The 18152-nt window shown below is 70.2% G+C and carries 16 protein-coding genes and 1 pseudogene; 10 read left to right on the top strand and 7 right to left on the bottom strand.

Annotated elements, in window-relative coordinates; genetic code table 11:
* Positions 1 to 144 precede the first annotated feature (144 nt).
* The 3 genes and pseudogenes from ACZ7M7_RS34820 to ACZ7M7_RS34810 all read right to left on the bottom strand — a co-directional run bounded on the left by ACZ7M7_RS34820 (position 145) and on the right by ACZ7M7_RS34810 (position 1527).
* The gene (locus ACZ7M7_RS34820; protein ID WP_472124527.1) at positions 145 to 309 is read right to left on the bottom strand and encodes a hypothetical protein; all 165 of its coding nucleotides are present in this window, start codon (positions 307 to 309) and stop codon (positions 145 to 147) included.
* A gap of 119 nt (positions 310 to 428) precedes the next feature.
* Positions 429 to 641, bottom strand: a pseudogene (locus ACZ7M7_RS34815) (SMI1/KNR4 family protein); the annotation flags it as partial.
* 709 nt (positions 642 to 1350) lie between these two features.
* Positions 1351 to 1527, bottom strand: coding sequence for a hypothetical protein (locus ACZ7M7_RS34810; RefSeq protein WP_472123935.1), 177 nt, complete (start codon positions 1525 to 1527; stop codon positions 1351 to 1353).
* Between the two features lie 317 nt (positions 1528 to 1844).
* Here ACZ7M7_RS34810 and ACZ7M7_RS34805 point away from each other — a divergent pair, with 317 nt between their 5' ends.
* The 5 genes from ACZ7M7_RS34805 (at position 1845) to ACZ7M7_RS34785 (ending at position 8806) form a co-directional block, all read left to right on the top strand.
* Positions 1845 to 4052 carry an MMPL family transporter gene (locus tag ACZ7M7_RS34805; protein ID WP_472123932.1) on the top strand — a complete coding sequence of 736 codons (2208 nt, stop codon included), beginning with the start codon at positions 1845 to 1847 and terminating at the stop codon, positions 4050 to 4052.
* Positions 4053 to 4057: 5 nt separating this feature from the next.
* Positions 4058 to 5272, top strand: coding sequence for a sensor histidine kinase (locus tag ACZ7M7_RS34800; RefSeq protein ID WP_472123930.1), 1215 nt, complete (start codon positions 4058 to 4060; stop codon positions 5270 to 5272).
* Positions 5273 to 5301: 29 nt separating this feature from the next.
* Positions 5302 to 5961: a response regulator gene (locus tag ACZ7M7_RS34795; protein ID WP_472123927.1), complete on the top strand. Its 660-nt coding sequence runs from the start codon at positions 5302 to 5304 to the stop codon at positions 5959 to 5961.
* Positions 5962 to 6413: 452 nt separating this feature from the next.
* Entirely contained in the window at positions 6414 to 7613 is a 1200-nt protein-coding gene (locus ACZ7M7_RS34790) for an NAD(P)/FAD-dependent oxidoreductase (protein WP_472124487.1), read from the top strand.
* Between the two features lie 257 nt (positions 7614 to 7870).
* Positions 7871 to 8806 (top strand): RNA polymerase sigma-70 factor, encoded by a 936-nt coding sequence (locus ACZ7M7_RS34785; protein ID WP_383615190.1) that lies wholly within the window; start codon positions 7871 to 7873, stop codon positions 8804 to 8806.
* Between the two features lie 105 nt (positions 8807 to 8911).
* Here the strand turns inward: ACZ7M7_RS34785 and ACZ7M7_RS34780 are convergent, their stop codons facing one another.
* Together ACZ7M7_RS34780 and ACZ7M7_RS34775 are read right to left on the bottom strand one after the other, a co-directional pair.
* Positions 8912 to 10189 carry a peptidase gene (locus ACZ7M7_RS34780; RefSeq protein ID WP_472123923.1) on the bottom strand — a complete coding sequence of 426 codons (1278 nt, stop codon included), beginning with the start codon at positions 10187 to 10189 and terminating at the stop codon, positions 8912 to 8914.
* Positions 10190 to 10543: 354 nt separating this feature from the next.
* On the bottom strand, positions 10544 to 11098 hold the full coding sequence (locus tag ACZ7M7_RS34775; RefSeq protein WP_472123920.1) for a lamin tail domain-containing protein: 555 nt from the start codon (positions 11096 to 11098) through the stop codon (positions 10544 to 10546).
* Between the two features lie 407 nt (positions 11099 to 11505).
* On the opposite strand from ACZ7M7_RS34775, the gene ACZ7M7_RS34770 reads away from it, so the two are divergent.
* Together ACZ7M7_RS34770 and ACZ7M7_RS34765 are read left to right on the top strand one after the other, a co-directional pair.
* Entirely contained in the window at positions 11506 to 11862 is a 357-nt protein-coding gene (locus tag ACZ7M7_RS34770) for a hypothetical protein (RefSeq protein ID WP_472123917.1), read from the top strand.
* Between the two features lie 67 nt (positions 11863 to 11929).
* Positions 11930 to 12232 (top strand): hypothetical protein, encoded by a 303-nt coding sequence (locus ACZ7M7_RS34765; protein ID WP_383633109.1) that lies wholly within the window; start codon positions 11930 to 11932, stop codon positions 12230 to 12232.
* 32 nt (positions 12233 to 12264) lie between these two features.
* Here ACZ7M7_RS34765 and ACZ7M7_RS34760 read toward each other — a convergent pair whose 3' ends face one another.
* Together ACZ7M7_RS34760 and ACZ7M7_RS34755 are read right to left on the bottom strand one after the other, a co-directional pair.
* Positions 12265 to 12834 (bottom strand): GNAT family N-acetyltransferase, encoded by a 570-nt coding sequence (locus ACZ7M7_RS34760; RefSeq protein WP_472124484.1) that lies wholly within the window; start codon positions 12832 to 12834, stop codon positions 12265 to 12267.
* 174 nt (positions 12835 to 13008) lie between these two features.
* Positions 13009 to 13626 carry a TetR-like C-terminal domain-containing protein gene (locus ACZ7M7_RS34755; protein WP_383615173.1) on the bottom strand — a complete coding sequence of 206 codons (618 nt, stop codon included), beginning with the start codon at positions 13624 to 13626 and terminating at the stop codon, positions 13009 to 13011.
* Positions 13627 to 13723: 97 nt separating this feature from the next.
* Here ACZ7M7_RS34755 and ACZ7M7_RS34750 point away from each other — a divergent pair, with 97 nt between their 5' ends.
* From ACZ7M7_RS34750 to ACZ7M7_RS34740, 3 genes are all read left to right on the top strand, one after another.
* Positions 13724 to 15058 (top strand): alpha/beta fold hydrolase, encoded by a 1335-nt coding sequence (locus tag ACZ7M7_RS34750; RefSeq protein ID WP_472123913.1) that lies wholly within the window; start codon positions 13724 to 13726, stop codon positions 15056 to 15058.
* Positions 15059 to 15203: 145 nt separating this feature from the next.
* Positions 15204 to 15818: a dihydrofolate reductase family protein gene (locus ACZ7M7_RS34745; RefSeq protein WP_472123910.1), complete on the top strand. Its 615-nt coding sequence runs from the start codon at positions 15204 to 15206 to the stop codon at positions 15816 to 15818.
* Between the two features lie 103 nt (positions 15819 to 15921).
* Positions 15922 to 18063 (top strand): protein kinase domain-containing protein, encoded by a 2142-nt coding sequence (locus tag ACZ7M7_RS34740; RefSeq protein ID WP_472123907.1) that lies wholly within the window; start codon positions 15922 to 15924, stop codon positions 18061 to 18063.
* Positions 18064 to 18152 lie beyond the last annotated feature (89 nt).

Genomic DNA, 18152 nt, shown 5'->3' with positions numbered 1-18152 from the left:
GACATCTGTCAGGGTGCCCGGCCCAGGGTCCGTCGTCCGGACCAGGTCGGCTGAGAGGAACTTCGCCTTCCAGCCGCCCCACGACGCCGACATGGTCCGGACGTCAGGGCCCAACCGTCCTAGCGGCCACGCCGTACGACAGCCTCAGCCGTCCCCCGGACGCTCGTCGAGCCACACTTGCCCGCGCTGTGGGCCCGAGACGACCAGCCAGTCGAAGTAGCCGCACCCCTCGTGGCTGAGGCACACCGCACCGAACAAGAACCCGTCGGACTGCTTCTCGTCCTCCTCCAGCCAGGCGCGGTACGCCACCTGAAACGCTCACTCGTCCTCGAAGTCGGACTCGACGGGGCCTTGCGCTCGTGCTCGGCCTGAGCACACACATGCTCTTCCGCATCCGGGAAGGGGAAACGCAGTCTCTCGTGGACGGTGCCGCCACCGGGGTCCCTCCACAGCCACCTGTCATCTGTGCGGGACAGGGTCGTGAGTCCATAGAAGTGTCCGGCACCGCCGGCGCCGACTTCGAGGAGGAAGGCCCGGTAGTCCGCAGGCAGCGAGACACCCCACTGAGCCTCCGCCCCGGCGACACCCTTCTCTGACAGCGGATCAGCAAGCTGGAAGTAGTGCCCCGTTCCCCCGTACATGCCCCATGCGCCGAAGCTCTCCCGCGCCTCTCAGCACGGGCCGAAGTCTCCACCCGCTCTCGGACGCCGCTCCGGATCACCGCCCCCATGAACCGAAGCGTAGGCCAACGGATCTACGCCGGGCGCACACACCGCCGGCCGTGACGCGGGCCTTGCGGGCGCGCGGGCGCGGAGCGAAACCCGGTGCGGCTGGGGCGGTCGAGCGACAAGCGCACGCCCGCGCAATCACCCGTCCGAGGGACCGTAGGCCTTGTCCGAGGCGCTCAAGATACGTCCTGACAAAAGAGACGCCACTATGTGCCTAAGCAGGAGGCCCGCACCACCGAACGGGCTTGGCGGCAAGATCGGTGAGGCGGGCACTGAGTACCAGGAGGTACCGCTATGAGTGTGGCTCCAACCCGCTCCGTACTGTCAATCGCTCGCCCGAAGGACTGGGCGGCCCTGGTCATCGTCATCGTGATCGTCTATGCCCCGGCGGCACAGATCCAGGACATCCTGACCAGTCTGATCGCTCTGTCAGGAGTGCTCGTCTCGGGCTCAGCAGTGAGGGCCCTATCAGCGCGACAGCCGCGGACGACCGCCTGAGGACCGACTAGGCTCGATCGGGCCGGGACTTAGGCGGCCGCCATCCGGGAAGCCGGGAGAAGGGCCACCGTGCCCCTTGCGTGCCCGATCGAGCAGCGGCCAACGGGTTGACCAACCAGACTGATCACCAGGCCGGCGGATCCCCAACGCCCCCGCCCAGCACCTTCCTGGCGGCTTCGACGAAGACCTGCTCAAGCTCATCGCGGCGGTCGGTGAACTCCGTGTACTGCACGGAGTGGACATCCAGCAGAGCCTCACTGTCACGGGCCGCCATTCGCGGCTTGCCGCCGCGCAGCGCCATACGTGAACCCACCGGCGATCGCGCCGGCCGCAAGGGTGGTTACTGCCGTGATGAGCGCGACAGCGACGACTTCCTTCATGCCCGCAGTCTGCCCTTCGGTGGGGCCTGGGCGCGGCGTCTTGGCTACTCAGGACGTCATTGCCGCCAGGCTCGGCATCGCCTCATCTCTCCGGGGACGGGCAAAGGACACCGCGCCCGGAAGAGAACTCCGGCACGCGTGGGGTTTTCCCCAGCGTCGGTGTCCACCGAACGGTGGACGACAGGATCAACCGAGTACCTCTGTCGGGCAACTGCCCTGTTCAACAAGGCTCTTGGGCATGAAATCAATCTCTGTGAGCATGGCTCGCTGGAGCGCGCGCCATCCCTGGCGGGCGATCGTCGGCTGGCTGGTGTTCGTGGTGCTGTGCCTGGGGGTCGGCAGTGCCGTCGGCATGAACAGCGCGAATACGGCGGACTACCGGGTCGGTGAGGCCGGCCGCGCCGAGGCCCTGGCCGCTGAGGGACACCTGGAACGCAGGTCCACCGAGCAGGTGCTGATCTCCGCCAAGTCGGGCGCTCTCGACCGGGCCGCCGCACAAGCCGCCGCGAAGGATCTCACCGCGCGGATGCAGCGGCTGCCCGAAGTGGCGGGCGTGGCAACCCCACTGCTCTCCGAGGACCGCACGATCCTCATGGTCGAGGTGACGCTGAAGGGCGAGGAGCGGGAGGCGGATGACAAGGTCGACGCGCTCGTGGAGCAGACGACGGCGGTGCAGCGGAGCCACCCCGGACGCCTCCTCCAGGAGACCGGATCCCCGTCCATCAGCAAGGGAGTCGACCAGCAGCGCAGCGACGATCTGGCGCTCTCCGAGGCGATCACCCTGCCGGTCACGCTGATCACGCTGCTGGTCGTGTTCGGGTCGGTCACCATGGCCGGGGTGCCGTTGCTGCTGGCGCTGTCGTCGATCGCGGCGGCGATCGGGCTGTCCATGGTCGCCTCGCACCTCTCCCCCGACACCGGGGTCGGCACGAACGTCATCCTGATGATCGGCCTCGCGGTCGGCGTCGACTACACGCTCTTCTACCTCAAGCGTGAGCGCGAGGAGCGGGCCCGCTCCGGCGGCCGGCTCGGCTCGGAGGCACTGGTGGAACTGGCGGCCGCCACGTCGGGCCGGGCGGTAGTGGTCTCCGGGCTCGCGGTGGTCGCCTCCACCGCGACGCTGTATCTGGCCTCCGACGTGATCTTCTCCTCGCTCGCGACCGGCACCATCGTCGTCGTCCTGGTCTCGGTGGCCAGTTCGCTGACGGCGCTGCCCGCGCTCCTCGTCAAGCTCGGGAAGCGGGAGGAGCGCAAGGCGCTGCGGCGGGCGCGGCGCGGGAAGCCCGCACGCCGGACGCCGGGCCGGGGAGAAGGCGCAGGCGGCGGACGGGTGTGGGGCGCGCTGCTGCGGCCCGCCGCCCGGCATCCGCTGGCCACCCTGTGCGTCTCGGTCCTCGGTCTGCTCGCGCTCGTCGCGCCGCTGGCCGGACTGAAGATCACCGAGATGAGCCGGGACACGCATTCCCGCGACATCCCCGCGATGCGCGTGTACGACCGGCTCAACGCGGCGTTCCCCGAGCAACGGGTCACCCACCAGATCGTCGTACGCGCCGACGCCTCCCGGGCCGCCGAGGTCGACTCGGCTCTAAGTGAGGTGGCCCGGCGCGCCGACGCCGACCCGCTGTTCGCCGGTACCCCGCGGATACGGACGTCCGCCGACCACCGCACCAGCACCCTGGAGCTGAAGGTGCCGCATCTCGGCAACTCCGAGCAGGCGTACGACTCCCTGGACCGGCTGCGGGACGACTTCCTGCCCGTCACCGTCGGCCGGATCGACGGTGCCGAGTACGGCGTGAGCGGCGACGTCGCCCGCTACACCGACTATCCCGCCCATCAGAACAGCAAACTCCCGCTGGTCCTCGGCGCGTTGCTGCTGGTGACGTTCGCGATGACCGTGTACGCGTTCCGCTCGGTGATGCTCGGCCTGATCGGTGTCGTACTGAACCTGCTGTCCGCGGCGGCGGCCCTGGGTCTGCTCGTCCTGGTCTTCCAGGGGACCTGGGCCGAGGGGCTGCTGGACTTCCACTCCACGGGATCGATCGGATCGCGTGTCCCGCTGTTCCTCTTCGTGATCCTTTTCGGGCTCTCGATGGACTACCAGGTGTTCGTGGTGAGTCGGATCAGGGAGGCCGCGCTCGCGGGAGTACCCACGCGTCAGGCGGTGCTCGACGGAATCCGCAGCTCGGCGAGCGTGGTGACCAGTGCCGCGGTCGTGATGACGACCGTCTTCGCCAGCTTCGTCTTCCTGCACATCATCGAGATGAAGCAGATCGGGTTCGTGCTGGCGGCGGCAGTGCTGCTCGATGCCTTCGTGGTCCGGGTCATGGTGCTGCCGTCGGCGATGCTGCTGCTGGGTGAGGCGAGTTGGTGGCCCTCGCGCTTGCCTCGGGTGACGAGCGGGTCGGAAAAAGGGGTCACACGGCGTTCGGCGGTCGACGTACGTTGATCGCCATGACCGCTCTCGCCGGGCCCGCTGCCGACGCCTTCTGGGCCACGTCACTGCGACGCTGGAACGCGGTGTGCTGGGTGCTGTTCGCCGTGATGGCCCTCGGTCTCGCGGCGATGGACCGGCCCGGCGGGAGCAGGTACGTGGCGCTCGCGCTCCTGGGCAGCGTGGTGCTGTGTTACGCGGTACTCGACCGTTTCCCGGACAACCCCGTCGTACGACCGCACGTCTATCTCTCGGTGCTGGCGCTGGCGTTGGGCGGGCTCGCGTATCTGCGTGGCAACTACGCGGCGCTGTTCATGGTGACGCTGCCGCACTACTGGATGTTCGGGCGCTCACCGAGAGCCTCGATGGGATTTCTGGGGCTGGCCACGATCGGCACCCTGGCCGGGAGCGTGCTTCGGCAGGACGGCTGGACGGTGGAGTTCTTCAGCGAGACGGTCGTCTCCACGCTGATCGTCGTCGCCGTGGGGGCGCTCATCGGTCTGTGGGCGCACTCGGTGGTGGCGCAGAGCACGGAACGGGCGCGGCTCATCGCCGAGTTGGAACAGACCCAGGCACAGCTGTCCGAGGCGCACCAGCGGCAGGGCGCGGCGGACGAACGCGAGCGGATGGCGCGGGAGATCCACGACACGCTCGCGCAGGGCTTCGCCTCGATCATCGTGCTCGCGGAGGCGGCCCGGGCGGGGCTCGACTCCGACACCGCGCGCAGTGTCCAACAGCTGCGGTCGATCGAGTCCACGGCCCGGGAGAACCTGGCCGAGGCCCGGGAGTTGGTCGGATCGGCGCACCGGCCGGGCCAGTCGGCGGCCGGTTCGGTGGCGCAGACGCTGCGCCGGACCCTGGACCGCTTCACGGAGGACACCGGGCTCACCGTGGACGCCGAACTGGAGGACCTGGTGTGCGACCAGCAGACCCGGATCGCGCTCCTGCGCTGCACCCAGGAGTCCCTTGCCAACGTACGCAAGCACGCGCGTGCGACCACGGTCGGCGTGGTCCTGACCCGGCAGGCGTACGGGGTGGAGCTGGAGATCACCGACGACGGGGCCGGATTCGTGGTGGAGGAGTCGAGGGGCTTCGGTCTGGACGGGATGCGCAAGCGGCTGGCGGAGCTGGGGGGAAGGCTGACGGTGACGAGTTCGGTGGGTGACGGAACGCGGGTGCTGGCGCTGATTCCCATGGCTTCCCAGGCGCCCGGTGAAAGCGAGGCGGCGGCGTGACCGACCGACGGGTTGCAGGAGTGTCCGGGGTGTCCGGCGGAGCGATCCGCATCATCGTGGTGGACGACCACACCGTCATGCGGGCCGGAGTAGTGGCCCTCCTCGCCTCCGAGATCACGATCGAGATCGTCGGCGAGGCGGGCGACGGCCGCGCGGCCCTCGAACTCGTCGAGCGGTACGAGCCCGACGTAGCCCTGGTCGACCTGCGGATGCCGGTGCTCGACGGAGTGGCCACGACGGCCGAGATCGTGGCGCGCTTTCCTCGTACCCGGGTGCTGATCCTGACGACGTACGACACCGACACGGAAATCGAGCGCGCAGTGGAGGCCGGGGCCATCGGCTACCTCCTCAAGGACACGACCCGCGAGCAGCTGGTCGACGCGATCCACGCGGCGGCCCGGGGTGAGACGGTGCTGGCGCCCCGGGTGGCCGAGAAGCTCGTCGCCCGTATGCGGCAGCCCGCCCAGGTCCCGCTCACAGCCCGCGAGGCGGACGTTCTGAACGCTGTGGCCGACGGTCTGACCAACGCGGAGATCGGGCGGCGACTTGTCATCGCCGAAGCGACGGTGAAGACCCACCTGCTCCGCCTGTTCGCCAAGCTCGGCGTGAACGACCGCACGAGGGCGGTGGTGGTGGCACTGGAGAGGGGGCTGCTACGGAGGGCTTCCGGTACGGGCGGCTCCCAGTGATGACGGGATGACTGGATGACGGTCCCGGTCGGCGTGCCTGGCCACCGACGCCCGGCCGGGCGGTCGTCGCCGGTATCGGTGGGAGGGCGGGAAAGGACCTGGGTGATGGCGACACCGTCCAACTGCTGCTCGAACGGCCTCGCGACCCCGCCGCACGCGATGTCGCCAAGGCCGCGGAGGCGGTGCGGGCCCGGTTCAGCGAGATTCACGCCAACCTGCTGGGACTCGTCGCGACGGGCGCCGCCGGAACCAGATGACCCGTGTCCCCGCCGGGGACGCCAGGTCGTCATCCCCGGGGCATGGCCCCGGTGCAGCTGCGCGTCACGCCACTCGCCTCGGAAGGGGCGACGTTCCCGCCGCCAACCGATGTGCGCCACGTCTCATCCGCGGGGTGTCACACCGCCCGCGCCACCGGTGTCTCCATGCCGAAACCACAACGCGAGGGAGACATGATGAACGGGAACGTGCAGGTGCTCGTGGTCGGCGGCGGGTACGGGGGCGTGACGGCGGCCAACAGCCTGGCTCGGCGCGATGGCGTGTCGGTGACAGTGGTCAATCCGCGTCCCGACTTCGTCGAGCGGATCCGCCTGCACCAGCTCGTGACCGGCTCCGACGACGCGGTCGAGAGCTTCGGCAAGGTCCTGGGCGGAAACGTCCGGCTGGTGGTCGACACCGCGACCCGGATCGACGCCGCCGACCGCCAGGTGTCCCTCGCGGGCGGTGGCACGGTCGGGTACGACTACCTCGTCTACGCGGTGGGCAGCGGCGCCTCCGATCCAGGCGTCCCCGGAGCGGCGGAGTTCGCTCATTGGGTGTCCGATCTGGAAGGGGCACAACGACTGCGGACGGCGCTGGCCGCGACGCCCGCGTCGGCTCCGGTGACCGTGGTCGGGGCCGGCCCGACCGGCTTGGAGACCGCCGCCGAGCTGGCGGAAGCGGGCCGCAAGGTCACTCTGGTCTGCGGCGCCGTGCTCGGCCCCTCCCTGCATGCCCGGGTTCGCCGCCCGGTCGCCCGCCGGCTCGCCAAGCTGGGTGTGACCGTCCTCGACGGTCCCGGCGCGCAGGTGACGGAAGTGACCCAGGACGCCGTACGGCTCGACGACGGTCGCGTCCTGCCCGGCGCGGTGACGGTCTGGACCGCGGGATTCCGTGTCCCGGACCTGGCCGCCCGCAGCGGACTGCGCACCGACGCCGAAGGGCGCCTGCTCACCGACACGACGCTGACCAGCGTGGACGACGAGCGGATCGTCGCCGCAGGGGACGCGGGGGTGATGCCGGACCACCCGTTCCGGATGAGCTGCCAGGCCGCCGTACAGCTGGGCCCGGCCGCCGCCGACACGATCCTGCGCCGGATCGCGGGGAAGAAGACCGCCCCCGTGCGCATGTTCTTCGCCGGACAGTGCCTCAGCCTCGGCCGAAAGGAGGGCGTCACCCAGTTCTCGTACCCGAACGACAAGGTGAACGCGCTCAGCATCAGCGGGGGCCTCGGTGCCGGCGTCAAGGAGATCGCCTGCCGGTTCACCCTCAACAAGCTGGTGTCCGGGGCACGCAAGGCCGGCTCCCGCGCATCCCGCGGCGACAGCACCGACCGCCCGGAATCGCCTCAGCCGGAACACCCCACGACGCCGTCCGGCACCCGACGCGCGGCCTAGCCGTCCGGTCCTCCTCGGGCCGGACTGCACGGTCCGGCCCGAGGAGGACCGAGCCGGACTGACCGGGACACGCCGCCGCGACCAGGTGTGCGCAGGCCGTGGCCGGGCGCCGGGACGCCGTTCCCACCAGCGCGCCCACCGCGCACGGCCCGGTCGCAGGGAGGCCGCTGCCGACGACCCCGGCACCGGACCGGGTACATGTTCCACGGCCTGCTTCGAGCCCATGGGGCCGACCACGAGAGAGCGAAGCGCACGACATGAACGACCGCGTCAACGACCCCGCGACCGAGGCCTTCGTCGCCCACCGCGACCTGCTGTTCACCGTCGCCTACGAGATGCTCGGATCGGCGGCGGACGCCGAGGACGTCCTCCAGGAGGCCTGGCTGCGGTGGGTCAAGGTCGACCTGGCGCAGGTGCGGGACCAGCGCGCCTACCTGGTCCGGATCACGACCCGGCAAGCGCTCAACCGGCTCCGCACCCTCAAACGGCGCAAGGAGGCCTACGTCGGCCCGTGGCTGCCCGAGCCCCTGCTCACCGCGCCGGACGTGGCCGAGGACGTCGAACTGTCCGAGAACCTGTCGCTGGCACTCATGTTCATCCTCGAGGCCCTCTCGCCGACCGAACGCGCCGTGTTCGTACTGCGCGAGGTCTTCGACTTCGGCTACGACGACATCGCGGCCGCGATCGACAAGACGCCCGCCGCCGCACGTCAGATCGCCCACCGCGCCCGCCGACACGTCGACGCGCACCGACCGCGCACACCGGCTTCCCCGGAGGAAGCCCGGGAGGCGTCGAAGTCGTTCCAGCGCGCGCTCGCGACCGGGGACCTGCAGGGGCTGCTCGACGTACTCGCCCCGGACGTTGTCTTCGTCAGCGACGGCGGCGGCCTCAAGCTGGCGGCCCTGCAGCCGGTCGTCGGCGCCGACAAGGCGCTCCGTTACATGGCCGGCAGCATCAACAAGGCCGGCGGCACCCTCACCGGTGAGTTCACGATGGTCAACGGCAACCCCGGACTCATTCTGCGCCTGGACGGCGAGATCGACGGTGTGCTGGCCTTCCGCGTGGAGAACGCACAGGTCACCGGCCTCTACTACGTCCGCAACCCGGAAAAACTCACCCGCGTCGAGTCCGAAACCCCGCTCACCTCCCGCGGACCGTCGCCCCGCGACACGACCGACCGAGGTGCGCGGTAGCACGGGCGTCGCGGACATGACCGGGGGCGACGCGGTCGCCGCCGCACATGAGCCGGGCCCGACTCCCCTCGGGGGAACGGGCCCGGTCGCGTGTCACCCTGCCGGTCAGGCGTTGGCGCCCGCCTTGCGGCGACGGGCGACGACCACCGCGCCGGCGCCGAGCACGAGCGCCGCGCCGCCGGCCAGGGCGACCTTCGGCAGCACGTCGCTCGAGCCGGTCTCGGCGAGCGAGCCGCTGCCGCTGCCGCCGGTTCCGTTCACCGGAGTGGTGGAGGAACCGCCCTGCTCGGTGGTGTTGTCGGTCCTGCCCTCGGTCTCGTCGGTCTTGCCCGGGTCGGCCTTGGCCAGGATCTGGAACTCGCGGTGGTCGAGGTCCGGGTAACCGCCGCAGGAGTCGTCGGCGTTGACGTAGTCGGCCGACACGAAGACGGCGCCCTGCCCGGCCGGGATGTCCGCGTCGACCTTCAGCCGCAGCTTGACGTCGACCGAGGCCTTCGCCTTGAGGGAGCCGACATTCGATCCGTCGAACAGGTCGAAGTCGCGCCAGTCCGGGTTCGCGGCGGTGGACCACTCCAGGTCGAGGTAGGAGTCGAGTTCCTTGAAGCCCTTGTCGTCGAAGGCGTGGACGGCCGCGTACGGGTACACCTCGTCCATCGTCTTGTCGGTGCCGTTGGTGACGCGCAGCGTGAAGTTCTCCGTGGTTCCGCCGACGACCTTGTCCGCCAACCCGCTGACGACAGCGGTGAGTTCGGGCTCGGGGACGCACTCGCCGCCCGACTCCTCCTCCCCCTCCTCGGCCTCGGCGTCCGCGAGCGCCTTCTTCGCGTCGTCCAGCTTCTTCTTGGCCTCGTCCCTCGTCTTCTGCAGCAGGCCGATCTTCCGGGCCTGGGCGACGCGGGCGTCGTCGTGGGCGGTACGCGCCGCGGCGGCCTTGGTGTCCGCGGCCGTCTTGGCCGCCGCGGCGTCCTGGGCGGCCTTCTCGGCCTCGTCCAGCACCGTCTGCGCTGCGGCCTTCTCCTCGTCGGTGGTGGCGGCGTCCAGCTTGGCCTGGGCATCCACGACGGCCTGGTCGGCCTCGGTCTTGGCCTTGGCGGCGTCCTCAGCGGCCTTCTTGGTCTCGATGACCGCGGCCTTGGTCGGGTACGTCTCCGCCTCCAGTCCCTCCTCAAGGAACTTGATGGCGTCGTTCACCGCGATGACGGCGGCGTCGTACTCCTTCTGCGCGAGCTCGACGGCCTGCTCGAGCTCTTCGATCGTCGGCTTCGCCTTCTGCGTCTGCGCGGCCGGCTTCTCGTCGGCGAAGGCGGGTGCGGTCGAGAGGAGAACGACCGGGGCGGTCACGGCGGCGGCGACGGCGGTCGCGAGAACACGGCGAATCTTCACAAGGGACCCCTGGTCGGGTGGCGAAAAGGTGCGCTGGGCGTCGGGCTTGCGGACTGCTCACGCGGGGCGACGCCGCGGCGATCGTATGACCTGCCTGATCAAGACCGCAGGTGGTTTCTCGCGCCTCTGCCGGAGAAGCGTGCACAGCGTGCGCACAAATGGCACTTACGTGCACAGTTGCCTGCGTAGGCCGCGCATTTTCTGTGATCCATCACTCAGCGCGTCAGGGAGGGGCCCTGCTTGGCGCGTTGGGTGCCGACCGCTGAGGCGCGCCCGGCCTCGGGAGAGGGCGGGCGCGCCAGGGGCTCAGCGGTGCGTGGGGAACGTGTTCAGGTCACGCACGTGGTGTTGGGGTCAGCGGTGGTGGTGGTAGCCGCCGTGGTGCCCGCCGTGGTGCCCGCCGTGGTGCCCGCCGTGGTGCCCGCCGTGGTGGCGGTCGTAGCCCCAGGACTTGTTGTCGATGAAGCGTCCGCGGTCGTTGCGGAGGGTGGCGGTGTCGGAGCGGTTGTCCCAGACGTAGTGGCGGCGGTCCTGGTAGAGGTCGCTGTCGGTGTCGCGGCCGATGCCGGTGTGGATGCGGACCGTGGCGCGGCCTTCCAGGCGGTAGTGGTCGAAGGTGTAGGTGCGGCCGTCCTCGTCCTCGAGGGTCCAGCCGTCGAGGTTGACCGTGCGGCGGGTGGTGTTGGTGATTTCGACCCACTCCCGGTTCAGGGAGCGGTTGCTGCGGTCGTCACGGCCCGGGGAGTCGTACTGGACGTCCGAGATCTTCACCTTCGGCCGCTCGGGACGGACGTGGTCGGAGGCGGAGGCCGGCAGCGTGACGACCGAGACCAGAGCGCCGGCGGCGAGCGCGGCGGCGGCGAGACGGCGGGCGCTGACAGAAGCGGAAGCGGACAAGGGGTCTCCCATGGTGCGGGCACCTTCCCGAGAGGCCGTTACGGGCTGCCGGGAGTCGGTGTGGTGTGGGTTGGCGGCCGGCTGGCCGCACGCACACCTTGTCCACGTCGTGGAGAACTTCAGGAGAAGGCATCACGTCTGTTACCTGTTGTCCATATTTCTATGACTCTCGGATGCAACATCCATGTATGCCTTCTATGGCCGAGTATTGACGCGCTGACAGGCCGGGAAGCCTTGCGGGCGTTGGGGTGTGACGTCGCCCCGCCGCGGTGCGCCACCCCTGCAGGGATCGGGCCATCACCCGAAAGTGAGTAACAGCGCGGTGGTGACCACTCGGGCCCCGACGTGGAGAACCCGGGCTCTGAGCTCCGGGCCAGTAGCGCGGTCGGCCTGTCAGTGCGGCGTGAGAGCCTCCGGGCATGAGCTACGACTTGGCTGTGTGGGAGGGCGAGCGCCCGGCGGACGACAAGGCGGCCGGGCGGGCGTTCACGGACCTCTATGACCGCTACGTCGACACCGATACGGAGCATCCGGCGACCGAGCGCATAGCGGCCTACGTCGCCGCGCTCCTGGAACGGTGGTGCGACCTGACCGAGGACGTGGCGGACACCTCGCCCTGGTCGACGGGGCCGTTGATCGAAGCGGCGTGCGGCCCCCTCGTCTACTTCCCGATGCGATGGAGCACGGCTGAGGAGGTTGCCGGCTACGCGGCCGCTCTCGCGGACTCCATGGAGCTGGTCTGCTTCGACCCTCAACAGGGCCGGCTCAGGCCCTGAAGCCGAGAGCGCGCCTCCGTCCGGCTGGGCCCGGACACCCTCGACCGGGGCAGCTAGGTTGACCCTCGTGGAGGATGAAGCGATCACCATCAAGCTCACGCACGATCAGGCGTTCGTGCTGTCGGACTGGCTCCATCAAGTGATGTTCCAGTCCGACGACCTTGAGGGGATCGTGCGCGACCGAGCCGTCTGGTCGCCGATCCACGCGATCTCGGGAACGCTGGACACGACGCTGAGCGAGATCTTCATGCCCGACTACTCCCAGCGGCTCGACGCGGCCAAGGAGCGCCTCCGCGTCAGCATGTACGGCGAAGCCGCCGAGTCGACAGCCCCGGACGGGAACGCCGCAGCGAGCAACGACGAGCGCTGAAGCGACAAGGCCCGCCTATGAGGCCTCCCGCCCTATGACGCCACCCGCCCAACCGCCCCGTCCCGCCCCCGGTGTCGGAGCCACTCCGGCCTGAGAATGGACATCACCGTGGCGTCAACCCGCTCGCCCTCCCACAGCAGAGCGTCCCGCAGTACGCCCTCGGTGACGAAGCCGACCTTCTCGTAGACGCGGCGAGCGCGCGGGTTGAAGGCGTACACCTCCAGCGAGATGCGGTGCAGACCCAGGCCAGGCTCCTCGAAGCCGTACCCGACGATCAGCCGGGTCGCCTCTGTTCCCAGGCCGCGTCCGAAGGCGCCCGGGACCAGGGAGATTCGGAAGCCGCAGCTTTCGTTGTCCGGGTCCCACTCGTTGAGCACCACTTCTCCGACGACGTTCCCCGTCGCCCGCTCAACCACCGCGAGGTCCAGCCGATCGTCCTGGTCACCTCGCGAGTCGTACCACGCCCGGATGCGCGCCTCGTCGGGCTCCTCGTCGCCGTGACTGCCGGTCAGGCGCGACCCCTCGGCGTCCCGGAACATGGGCAGCAACGCGGGCACGTCATCCACCGTGACCGGTCGCAGCACGACGAGCTCCCCACTCAGGGTGGGCTTGATGCGGAAAGCACGGGCCGGCTCGGTCCCATCATGATCAGTCACTTCGGCAGTGTGCCCCGCCCCTCGGCCCACTGTCCTCCGGTTATTACGCGCGCGGAACCGCATGTGCGCTGCCTCCGAACGGCTCGGCAGCGCCGTGGAGTTGGACGACCAGCCCTCTCTTCAGGAGGCGGGTTCGTCCTCGCGAAGGCTGCGGAACACCTCGGGGGTCGTCCAGCCGCGCAGCGTGGCGTGGATCGTCGACCGGAAGGCGGTCTCTGCGGTCGGGGCGTCGAAGGCGCCAGCGAGTTCGAGTGTCACGAGCCCGTGCAGGGTCACCCAGAGCGAGACAGCGATCGTCGTCGCTTCGCCGTCGAGGACGGACTCCGTCACGGCTCGATCGATCGCCGCGATGAGCGGGCGGACGGGGTCACTGGTACCGACCGCGCCTGACGGCTCGAAGGATTGCACTCCGCCGAACAACACCGAGTAGAGGTGGTGGTGTTCGCGTCCCCACCGTCGGTACGCGGCGGCCAGTGCGTAGATGTCGGCGAGGGGGTCCTCGGAGGTCGGCACCACCGTCACCGCCTGGAAAAGGCTGGCGACGGATCTGTCGCGTACCGCTCCGATCAGTCCTTTCTTGTCGCCGAACAGGGAGTAGACCGCCGCCGTCGAGGTCTCGGCGGCCGTGGCCACGGCGCGGACGGTGACCGACTCCTGCGGGCGGGTGGCGAGCAGTTCGGTCGCGCACTCCACGAGGCGCGCTTTGACGGTCGCGTCGTTCGTTCTCGGCCTACCCATGCCACGAAGCCTACCTTGTTTGATAACGTCGTTTTGAAACAGCGTTCTGAAACCGCGTTACGCAACTGCGGAACCATGCCGACCACGGAGGTCCTCTGTGCCCACCCTCGCCATACGCCTGGCTCGCCTCACCGGACGCTTACTGCTGACCCTGGCCGCCGTCGCGACGCTGGTCGTCGCCTTTCTCGTCGCGATCGTCCTCACGGACGGGGCCGGTTCGGGGCTCGCCGCATGGCTGACGGCCCTTGGCATCGGGACTGCCGCCGCACTGTGGCGGGGCCGGCGTCGTACCCGGGCGGCGCGGCTCGCCCCGTTCCTGCCGGTGGTCGTCGCGGCGGCGTTGACCGCGTCGGTCTGCGTCCCGACCGTGCCCACGGCACGGCAGCGCCCGCCCGCTCTGCCGTTCGTGGCCACGCAGCACTGGAGCCTGGCCACAGGCAGCCGGGTCGCGGTGTATCACTATCCGCCCGTGACGACCGGCGCCCGACACCCCGTTCCGTTGGTGTACCTCAACGGCGGGCCGGTCCGCGGCATTTCGGTACTCGACCACCGGTTCCTGCAACGCCTGGCGCGACAGGGCTACGACGTCTACGCCTACGAGCAGGCCGGCGGCGGACGGAGCGACCTGCTGCCCATGGGCCAGTACACGATCTCGAGGTCGGTGCGTGACCTCGGCGCCTTCATCGACCGCCTGGGCAGGGGCAAGGTCGACATGCTCGGATTCTCCTCGGGCGGGGTCGTGCTCACCCGGGCCTTGGCCGACCCGCGTGTCGCAGCACGCCTGCACCGGGCGATCATCGCCGAGCCCGGCCCGATGGACGGCCCGACCGCACGGATCGCCGGGCACAAGGGCCGACCCTCGGCGCGCGGCCTCGCTCCGGCGATGACCGGACCGCGGTCGACGCATGTCCCCCGGTACGCCGTCGCATTCGGCCTCATGCGGCTCGGGCTGCTCACCCCCGACACGGGCCTGGTCGGACAGGCCGAAGGGGACAACGCGTTCACCGCCGCCGACCTCGGCAGCGACACCGCATCCGCCTACTGCGCGCGTGACGCGCACCGCATCCCGACCGAGGACACGGCACGGAACTTCTCCTTCAGCCCCGCCGCCAGCCTCCGCGTCCAGCGGACGACCAAGGACTCACCCTCCATCGCCCCACAGCTGAAGCGCTCCCAGGTCCCCGCGATGCTGATGATCGCCGAGTGCTCCTCCCAGGTCCGTCAATGGGCGACCGCCGTCCTTGCCGGTGACCCCGCCGTCCGGCGCACGCAGTACATGCCCGGAGTCGGGCACCACATGTGGAACGGCCTGGACGACAACGACGACCGAGCCGCGGCCGTCATCACCGCATTCCTTCAGGACAGGCCGGCGCCCCTGCCGGACTACCCGAAGCGTGACGACATTCCCGCCTTCCTGCACGCCCGCAGGTGAAGAGCCCGCGGCCGGTCTCATGTGCGGCGCCACCATGGCGGGAGCAGTCGCGCCCACGATGTCTCTCCGGGAGTGTCGAATGTGCCCGTTCCCGATCGACGTGGGAGTGAAGGCAGCACATCCCAGGACTTCAGGAGCACTCGTCGTGACCGTAACCGCGGACCTGGCCATCTCCCTCGACGGCTTCATCGCCGGCACCGGCATCACCCTCGACAACCCGGGAGGCGACGGCGCCGAGCCGCTCTTCGCATGGATCCACGACCTGGCGAGCTGGCGGCGGCGCCAGGGCATGACCGGCGGGGTGGAGAACCGCGACTCCGAGCTGATGCGCGAGTGGTTCGACGCCACCGGAGCGGTGGTCATGGGCCGGATGATGTACGACACGGGTGAGGAGTTCTGGGGCGCCGACCCACCCTTCAAGGCCCCGGTCTTCGTGCTCACCCACCGCCCCCGGCCCACCCTGGTCAGAGAGGGCGGCACCACCTTCACCTTCGTCACCGACGGCATCCACAACGCCCTCGACCGGGCGAAGGCCGCCGCCGGGGACAGGAACGTCGACATCGCGGGCGGGGCGAGCACCGTGCAGCAGTACCTCGGCGCGGGACTCATCGACGAACTGCAACTGCACGTGGTGCCCGCGCTTCTCGGTGCGGGGCTGCGGCTCTTCGAGGGCCTGGGCGCCGGGCGGCGGACCCTCGAGCCGGTGCGGGTGGTCGCCACGCCCCTCGCCACCCACCTGAAGTACCGCTTGGTGAAGTGACGCAGGGACACCGCGCCGTGGTAGGGCGCCACTCCGCCTCCGCGACGGCAGGCCCTACGCTGATCCCCGTGAGGTAGGCAGGCACGCGGAAGGATGATCGGCGATGACGCCCCTGAGCAGCGGGGACCCGGAGTCCATAGGCGGGTACGCCCTGCTCGGTCGGCTCGGGGCAGGCGGCATGGGGGTCGTCTATCTGGGAGTTTCCGCGTCAGGACGCCAGGTCGCGGTCAAGCTCGTGCACGGGTCGTACGCCGAGGAGGAGGAGTTCCGAACGCGCTTCCGGCAGGAGATCGCGGCGGCGCGCAGAGTCAGCGGCGCCTTCACCGCGCCGGTCGTGGACGCCGACCCGGATGCCGACCGGCCGTGGATGGCGACGCTGTACGTGCCGGGGCTCAACCTCGCCGATGTCGTGAAGAAGGACGGCCCGCTGAGCCAACGGGAGTTGCGCGCGCTGGGGCTGGGGCTCACCGAGGCGCTGCGCGACATCCACCGGGCGGGCCTGGTGCACCGGGACCTCAAACCGGCCAACGTCCTGATGACCGACGACGGGCCGCGCGTCATCGACTTCGGCATATCGCGCGCCGCCGACAACCAGAGCCTCACGGTGACCGGGCGGGTGATCGGCACTCCGCCCTTCATGTCGCCGGAACAGCTCGCCTCGCCCCGGGACGTCACCCCGGCCTCGGACGTGTTCTCGCTGGGGTCACTGATGGTGTTCGCGGCCGTCGGCACAGGGCCGTTCGACGCCGACAGCCCCTACATGACCGGCTATCAGGTGATGCACGAGGCCCCGGACCTCGAAGGCGTGCCCGAAGCGCTCCGGCGCATCGTCGAGCGCTGCCTCGACAAGGACCCGGCCGCACGGCCGGAACTGGCGGATCTGCATCGCATGCTCCAGGCGCTGCCGGAGTCCGACGCCACCGCGCCCCTGAAGGCCAGGGAGTTCGCCACACCCCGGCCCCGACCCACTCCCCGGAGCTCGGCCACCACCTCGGTGGGCACCGGCACCGGCAAGGGCCGCCGGTCCCGGATGCTGCTCACCGGCCTCGCCGCGGCACTGGCCGTCATGGGGCTGAGCATCGGGGCGGGTGTCTTCGTGGCGGGCCAGGACACGACCACCGCCGCCGACGCCTCCGCCACGACCACCACCCGTGCCGCGTCCCTGCCCAACGGCTGGAAGCCGTGGCGTACGGCCCTGCGGGACGACGTGAAGGGCGTCCCCCTCGACTACCAGCGCCCCGGCTGCGTGGCGAACGGGAACGCCCTGTTCTGCGGCGGTACGGGCTTCACCGTCGCCAGGATCGACCCGGCCTCCGGCCGCACCCTGTGGCGGGCCGGCACCCGTCCTCAGGGAGTGCAGCCGATCGGCGTTCGCGACGGGCTGGTCTATGCGTACGAGGATCCGGACGACACGATCAGGCGCGTGGTGGCCCTCGACGCCGGTACCGGGCAGCGGCGTTGGCAGCGCGACATCGACAAGGCCGCGGACCCGGTCCTGTACAACGGCGGACTGCTGACCCTGTCCCCCGACTCCTCGTCGTTCATCGCGTACGGGCCCTCCGGCAAGGAACTGTGGCAGGCGCCCTCGCTGGACCAGTACTGCGCTCCGTCGGCGCTGGGAGGCGTCCCTCACGCCCTGTGCGAGGCAGGCACCGAGCCCGGCCAGACCCCGGTCGACCTGATGAGGCTCGAACCCGGCAGCATGACCGAAACCGCCACGCTGCCCCGGAAGGCGGAAGCGCTCGGCGCTGTCCGCGGGCGACCCCTGTTCCTCGCCCCTCAGACCGCGAAGGACGTGTACGAGTCAGGGTACGAACGGCCGTACAACGCGCTGCTGCGCGTGGACCCGGAAACCGGGCAGGTCAGACGGATACCGCTGGCACGTCCGCTGACCGGCGCGGCCACCCTGGTGGACGGCGTCGTCTACTTCGTCCGGGCCGACGGATCGGTCACCGCGGTGTCGGCGGACAGCGGCAGACAACTCTGGCAGAAGGCCACGGACATGGAGAGTCTGTCCGCGCCCGTGGTGTCAGCGACATACAAGCGGGTCTACTTCTCCAACCGCTTCGGCCGCCTGCTGGCTCTCGACAGCCGTACCGGAGCGGAGGCATGGCGCACCCCCGCACTGGACGACCCCGGGGACATTGCGCAGGACACCCCGCCGCGCGTGCTGCTCGTCAAGGACGCGATCGTGGCGACGGCCGGCGACACGGCCTTCTCCCGGAGCCCGGACGGGCCCAACTGACCGGCTGACAGGTCTGCATCATCCGCGACTGTTCGGTGGCCGCGCACGTCCACCGGGTCGGCGCGCCACTCTGCCCCGCGCGCCCCACC

It is taken from the genome of Streptomyces sp. NPDC111606, from assembly GCF_055656945.1.
This window is presented reverse-complemented; position numbering and strand designations above follow the sequence as displayed.

Coding starts and splice junctions, on each gene's coding strand:
- ACZ7M7_RS34755 (WP_383615173.1), bottom strand. CDS start 13,626: ATGGGTAGGCCGAGAACGAACGACGCGACCGTCAAAGCGCGCCTCGTG.
- ACZ7M7_RS34775 (WP_472123920.1), bottom strand. CDS start 11,098: ATGGGAGACCCCTTGTCCGCTTCCGCTTCTGTCAGCGCCCGCCGTCTC.
- ACZ7M7_RS34805 (WP_472123932.1), top strand. CDS start 1,845: ATGAAATCAATCTCTGTGAGCATGGCTCGCTGGAGCGCGCGCCATCCC.
- ACZ7M7_RS34740 (WP_472123907.1), top strand. CDS start 15,922: ATGACGCCCCTGAGCAGCGGGGACCCGGAGTCCATAGGCGGGTACGCC.
- ACZ7M7_RS34790 (WP_472124487.1), top strand. CDS start 6,414: ATGAACGGGAACGTGCAGGTGCTCGTGGTCGGCGGCGGGTACGGGGGC.
- ACZ7M7_RS34810 (WP_472123935.1), bottom strand. CDS start 1,527: ATGGCGCTGCGCGGCGGCAAGCCGCGAATGGCGGCCCGTGACAGTGAG.
- ACZ7M7_RS34770 (WP_472123917.1), top strand. CDS start 11,506: ATGAGCTACGACTTGGCTGTGTGGGAGGGCGAGCGCCCGGCGGACGAC.
- ACZ7M7_RS34800 (WP_472123930.1), top strand. CDS start 4,058: ATGACCGCTCTCGCCGGGCCCGCTGCCGACGCCTTCTGGGCCACGTCA.
- ACZ7M7_RS34785 (WP_383615190.1), top strand. CDS start 7,871: ATGAACGACCGCGTCAACGACCCCGCGACCGAGGCCTTCGTCGCCCAC.